General features: G+C 19.5%; 6 protein-coding genes. 3 read left to right on the top strand and 3 right to left on the bottom strand.

What is annotated here, in order from left to right; translation table 11 throughout:
• The first annotated feature begins 33 nt into the window (after window positions 1-33).
• The 3 genes from aspS to ruvC are packed head-to-tail and all read left to right on the top strand — an operon-like array spanning window position 34 to window position 3,050.
• Window positions 34-1,779, top strand: a complete 1,746-nt coding sequence (aspS, locus tag GJU03_RS02100; protein WP_168919026.1) for an aspartate--tRNA ligase — start codon at window positions 34-36, stop codon at window positions 1,777-1,779.
• Between the two features lie 46 nt (window positions 1,780-1,825).
• Window positions 1,826-2,539, top strand: a complete 714-nt coding sequence (locus tag GJU03_RS02095; RefSeq protein WP_168919025.1) for a YebC/PmpR family DNA-binding transcriptional regulator — start codon at window positions 1,826-1,828, stop codon at window positions 2,537-2,539.
• A gap of 37 nt (window positions 2,540-2,576) precedes the next feature.
• Complete coding sequence (gene ruvC / locus GJU03_RS02090; protein WP_168919024.1) at window positions 2,577-3,050, top strand: crossover junction endodeoxyribonuclease RuvC; 474 nt, start codon at window positions 2,577-2,579, stop codon at window positions 3,048-3,050.
• A 94-nt stretch (window positions 3,051-3,144) separates the two neighbouring features.
• Here ruvC and crr read toward each other — a convergent pair whose 3' ends face one another.
• The 3 genes from crr to GJU03_RS02075 all read right to left on the bottom strand — a co-directional run bounded on the left by crr (window position 3,145) and on the right by GJU03_RS02075 (window position 5,780).
• Window positions 3,145-3,651 carry a PTS glucose transporter subunit IIA gene (gene crr, locus GJU03_RS02085; RefSeq protein WP_168919023.1) on the bottom strand — a complete coding sequence of 169 codons (507 nt, stop codon included), beginning with the start codon at window positions 3,649-3,651 and terminating at the stop codon, window positions 3,145-3,147.
• Window positions 3,652-3,671: 20 nt separating this feature from the next.
• Window positions 3,672-5,390: a phosphoenolpyruvate-protein phosphotransferase PtsI gene (ptsI, locus tag GJU03_RS02080; protein ID WP_168919065.1), complete on the bottom strand. Its 1,719-nt coding sequence runs from the start codon at window positions 5,388-5,390 to the stop codon at window positions 3,672-3,674.
• 135 nt (window positions 5,391-5,525) lie between these two features.
• Window positions 5,526-5,780, bottom strand: a complete 255-nt coding sequence (locus tag GJU03_RS02075; protein WP_168919022.1) for an HPr family phosphocarrier protein — start codon at window positions 5,778-5,780, stop codon at window positions 5,526-5,528.
• Window positions 5,781-5,932 lie beyond the last annotated feature (152 nt).

The raw sequence follows: 5,932 nt of genomic DNA, 5'->3' as shown, positions 1-5,932 counted from the left end.
AAAAAATATTTATTTTAAATTAAGGATTTATAAATGGAAAAAAAAATTTATTGTGGTCAAATTAATAAAGAACATATAAATCAAGAGATAATTATTTATGGTTGGGTTGATAGCTACCGAAATTTAGGAAAATTAATTTTTGTTAATATAAAAGATAGAGAAGGTATTATTCAAGCAGTATTTTATCCTCAATATAAAACAGCATATGATATAGCAATTATATTGCGTAATAATTTTTGTGTAAAAATTAAAGGTAAAATAGTAGAAAGAACAAAAAAAAATAAAAATTTTAATTTACTAACTGGAGAAATAGAAATTGTGGTATTTAACATATTTATTCTTAATAAATCTAAGTCATTACCTATTAATAATAGTCTTCTTAATAAAGAAGAAGTAAGATTAAAATATCGGTATTTAGATTTAAAACAAAAAAAAATGATTAAAATTTTAAAAAAAAGATCTATAGTAATAAATTATATTAGAAATTTTTTAGAAAAAAATAATTTTTTAAATATTGAAACTCCTATTTTAACAAATTCGACTCCAGAAGGATCTAGAGATTATTTAGTTCCAAGTAGAATTCACAAACATAATTTTTATGCATTACCCCAATCTCCACAAATTTTTAAACAATTATTAATGATTGCTGGATTAGACCGTTATTATCAAATTGCTAAATGTTTTCGAGATGAAGATTTACGTTCTGATCGTCAACCAGAATTTACACAAATTGACATAGAAATATCTTTTATAAAATCAGAAATATTTAGATTTTTTATAGAAAAAATAATTTCTAATATATGGAAAAATGTAAAAAATATATTTTTAGATAGATTTAAGGTTTTTACTTTTAAAAAGTCAATGAAATATTTTGGTACAGATAAACCTGATTTAAGAAATAAATTAAAACTAATAGATTTAAGTAATTTTTTTATTAAAAAAAATAAAAATAGAATAATTTCTATTTCTATTAAAAATAAATATTTAGTTAATTCAAAAATAAAAAATTTAAATAAATATATTTCCTACATAAAGAAATATAAAACAAATGATTTAAATATATTTAAGGTAGATAATAATAAATTAATAAATATTTTAAATACAAATGATAATTTTATTACCAATTTAAATAGCGAACAAATTAAAAATATTATTTATAAAAATGATTGTCATCATAATGACATTATTTTTATTGGAACAGAAATTGTTAATGATAACATATCATCTATGGGATATTTACTAAAAAAATTAGGAAAAGATTTTAATCTTATTAAAAATGATGAATGGCATCCATTATGGGTAATTGATTTTCCTTTATTTAAAAAAAATAAAATAGGTCATTTTATTCCAATGAATCATCCATTTACATCTCCAAAAAAAAAATTTATTGATAATATAGACTTTTTTTTACAAAAAAAACCCCATGAAATTATATCTGATTCATATGATTTAGTAATTAATGGTTATGAAATAGGAAGTGGTTCTTTACGAATAAATAATTATAAAATACAAAAAAAGATATTTAATTTTCTTAAAATAAATAAAATAATTCAAAAAAAAAATTTTGGTTTTTTTTTAGAAGCTTTACAATTTGGAACACCTCCTCATTTAGGCATTGCTTTAGGATTAGATCGATTAATTATGTTATTAACTAATACAAATAATATTCGTGATGTTATTGCTTTCCCAAAAACTACATCAGCAAATTGTTTATTAACGCAATCTCCTAATAAAATTGATTTTCATCTATTAAAAGATTTAGGATTATCTTTATCATAAGAAGATAAATTTAAATGCAAATAAATAATAAAAGGAATATAATTTTATGTCTGGACATAGTAAATGGGCTAATACACGTCATCGTAAAAAATTACAAGATAGTAAAAAAGATAAAATATTTTCTAAAATTATTAAAGAATTAAATACAATTATAAATAAAGGAGAAAATTTAAACCCACAATATAATTCTAAATTACGTCTAATTATAGATAAAGCATTATCATTTAACATGAGTAGATCAACAATTAATAATATTATAAAAAAAAAAAAAGGAAATAACAGTCAATTAAAAGAAATTTATTATGAAGGATTTGGACCAAATAAGATTGCATTAATGATACAATGTTTAACTAATAATAATAATAGAACTAGTTCTTTAGTACGTAATATTTTTAATAAAATTGGTGGTAGTTTAAAACAAAAAGGTGCTGTTAGTTATTTTTTTAAAAAAAACATTTTTGTCTCATATTCATATAAAAATAATTTAAATTATATTCTTGATATAGCAGAAAAATTAAAAGCAGATGATATTGATTTAAATAAGAAAAACATAAAAATTATTTTTTCAAAAAAAAAATATAAAATTTTTACTAAAACAATAAAGAATTTTAAAATTAAACCAATAAAAATTAAATTAATTATTGAACCATTTATAAAAAAAAAAATTGATATTTTCACAAAAAATCAATTATTTACTTTTTTTTCTTTATGCAAAAGATATGAAGATATAAAAAATATTTATCATGATGCCGAAATTTAATAAATAATTATTTTTTTAACTTTAAAGATAAAATATTATGACAATAATTTTAGGTATTGATCCAGGATCTAGAATTACAGGATATGGACTAATAAGAAAACTTAAAAATAATAAGATTATTTATATTGATAGTGGATGTATTTTAACATTAAAAATTAAGGATTTCCCTACAAGATTAAAAATAATTTATAAAAATATAAGTAGAATAATAAAAGAATTTAAACCAAATAATTTTGCTATAGAACAAATTTTTATGTCTAAAAATGCAAGTTCTGCATTAAAATTAGGTCATGCAAGAAGTGCTGCAATAGTATCAGCTGTAAATCATAATCTTGCTGTTTTTGAGTATTCAGCAAGTAAGGTTAAAATGATGATAGCTGGTATTGGTAATGCAACGAAAAAACAATTACAAGATACAGTATTTACGTTATTAAAATTATCTTTTTATCCACAAAAAGATGTAGCTGACGCATTAGCAATTGCAATTACACATAGTCGTCTTTATTTATAACAAAATTACTAAAAATTTTTTAAAATAGATATTTTAATTACATTTTTTAATAATTAATTTTTTTATTATTAAAAAATGTTTTTAATATAAATTTTTATTTATAAATTTCTAATATAGGATCAATACCTGCAATAACATTGCCAGAATATTTTCTTATTTTATTAATATCTTCAATATTAGAAATTATTACTGGAGTATATATAGATTTCACAGTTTTCTTTAAAAAAACTAAATCTAACTCAATAATTATTTCTCCTTTTTTTACTATATTAGTTTTTTCAAAATTAAATTTTCTTACAAATCCTTTTCCTTTTAATTTAACTGTATCAATTCCAAAATGTACAAATAATTCAATTTTATTTAATGTTTTTATTGAAAAAGCATGATTAGTTTCAAATATTTTCCCAATGACTCCGTCAACAGGAGCAACAATAATATTTCCTGTTGGATTAATTGCAATACCATCTCCTACAATTTTATCTGCAAAAACAACATCAGGAACTTTTTCTATATCTATTATATTACCTGAAATAGGAGCAAATATTTTAGTAATTTCAATTTTTTTTTGTTTTTTTTTAAAAAAATTAGAAAAAATATTCATTTATTTTCCTTTTAGAAAAATTATTTTTTTTTATTAAATTTTAATAATAAATTTTTGATATTTTTAATTGTAGGTTGTAATAAAACATTATCTGCTAATTCTTTTGCCTTAACCATTTTTATATTACGAATAATGTTTTTAATTTTTGGAATAGAAATAGCATTCATACTTAATTCATTTAATCCCATACCTAATAAGATAGGAAGATAAAATTCATCACTTGCTAATTCTCCACACATTCCTGTCCATTTTCCTACCTCATGTGAGGCATCTATTACTTTTTTTATTAAAAATAATATAGCAGGATGAATTGGATTATACAAATGTGAAATTAAATCATTACCTCTATCTACTGCTAAAGTATATTGAGTTAAATCATTAGTCCCTATACTAAAAAAATCTATTTCTTTTATTAAATGATGAGCTATTATAGCTGATGCTGGAGTTTCTATCATTATCCCTATAGGAATATTTTTATTAAAATCATATCTTTGTTTTTGTAATTGTTTTTTTAAAAAACTTAATTCTTCTTTTAGAAATAAAACTTCTTCTACTGAAATAATCATAGGAAACATTATATATAATTTACCAAAGAATGATGCTCTTAATATAGCTCTTAATTGTGTATGTAGAATATTTTTACGATCCATACTTATTCTAATAGCTCTATAACCTAAAAAAGGATTTTCTTCTTTAGGTAAATTCATATATGGTATTTTTTTATCACCTCCTATATCCATAGTTCTAATAATAACTGATTTATTACACATATTTATAGCAACAGTTTTATAAATATTAAATTGTTCTTCTTCTGAAGGCAAAGAAGTACGGTTCATAAATAAAAATTCTGTTCTATATAAACCAATACCATCAGCACCATTTTTTTCAATATTATGTAGCTCTTTTAATGATCCTATATTAGCACATATTTTTATTTTAAAATTATCTTTAGTTTTAGCTGGTAAATTACTATTTTTTTTTAATTTTTCTTTTTCTTTTATATATTGTTTAAAAAATATTTTTTTTTCTTTAATTTCTTTTATAGAAGGATTTATATAAATTAAATTATTAATACTATCTAAAATAATATAATCATCTGTTTTAACTTTATTTGTTATGTTTCCTGTTCCAACAATTGCTGGTATTTCTAATGAACGTGCCATTATAGCTGTATGAGAAGTTTTACTTCCTAAATCAGTAATAAAACCTAAAATTTTTTTTAAATTCAATTGAGCTGTTTCTGAAGGTGTAAGATCTTTTGCAATTAAAATTACTTTTTTATTTATTTGATCTAAATTTATAACATTTAAATTTAAAATATTTTTTATTAAACGATCTCCAATATCTTTTATATCAATAATTCTTTCTTTTAAATATTTATCATCTAAATTTTCTAATATTTTAATTTGAGATTTTATTACTGAATCTACAGCAGCATCTGCTGTAGATAAATTATTTTTTATTAAAAAAATAATTTCTTTAGTCATTTCTTCATCTTCTAAAAGAAGAAGATGACCATCAAGAATTGTTTTTTTTTCAGAATTTAAATTATTTAATAATTTTTTTTTTATATACTCTAGTTCTTTTATAGATTTTTTTTGGCTATTTAAAAATTTATTAATTTCTATATTTATTTGATTATCAGTAATTTTATTACGATTAATAATAATATTATTTTTTTTTAATAAAAAAGCTTTACCAAAAGAAATACCAGGAGAAGCTAAAATTCCTGAAATCATATTTTTACCTCTGTTAAATAATAATTTAATATCCATATTATTGAAACTTTAATTTAAATAAATTACTTAATTAAGTTATTAATTAGTAAAATATTTATAAAATATATTTTTTTATTACAAAATTAAAGAATTATTTTATAATTTTTGAATAATTTTAGTCAAATGTTCTATAGCATTTTTTTCATCTATTCCTGAAACTGTTAAAAGAATTGAAGTTCCTTTAGTTAAACCTAAAGTTTGAATTTTAAATAAACTTTTAGCATTTACTGTTTTTCCTTTAGATGTAATTGTAATATCTGATATAAAATTTTTAGCTTCTTTTACAAAGAGTGCTGCTGGACGAGTATGAAAACCATGATTATTATGAATAATAATTTCTTTTTGTAACATTATTTTATCCTAATTTTTAATATATTTTAAAATAAATATATAATGATTAAAATATTAATATTTATTCAGTAATAATAAGTTAAATTTATATTAATAATTAATTTTTATATATTTAAACATTTTATTTTATAAATAACATAGATAAATTATCT

It is taken from the genome of Enterobacteriaceae endosymbiont of Donacia bicoloricornis, assembly GCF_012567955.1.
In the GTDB taxonomy this organism is placed as follows: Bacteria; Pseudomonadota; Gammaproteobacteria; order Enterobacterales; family Enterobacteriaceae.
The sequence above is the reverse complement of the archived record's forward strand: the minus strand, read 5'-3'. Positions and strand labels throughout refer to the sequence as shown.

Bases quoted from the DNA above. Each gene is read 5' to 3' on its own strand.
- aspS (WP_168919026.1), top strand. From the start codon at position 34: ATGGAAAAAAAAATTTATTGTGGTCAAATTAATAAAGAACATATAAAT.
- GJU03_RS02095 (WP_168919025.1), top strand. From the start codon at position 1,826: ATGTCTGGACATAGTAAATGGGCTAATACACGTCATCGTAAAAAATTA.
- ruvC (WP_168919024.1), top strand. From the start codon at position 2,577: ATGACAATAATTTTAGGTATTGATCCAGGATCTAGAATTACAGGATAT.
- crr (WP_168919023.1), bottom strand. From the start codon at position 3,651: ATGAATATTTTTTCTAATTTTTTTAAAAAAAAACAAAAAAAAATTGAA.
- ptsI (WP_168919065.1), bottom strand. From the start codon at position 5,390: ATGATTTCAGGAATTTTAGCTTCTCCTGGTATTTCTTTTGGTAAAGCT.
- GJU03_RS02075 (WP_168919022.1), bottom strand. From the start codon at position 5,780: ATGTTACAAAAAGAAATTATTATTCATAATAATCATGGTTTTCATACT.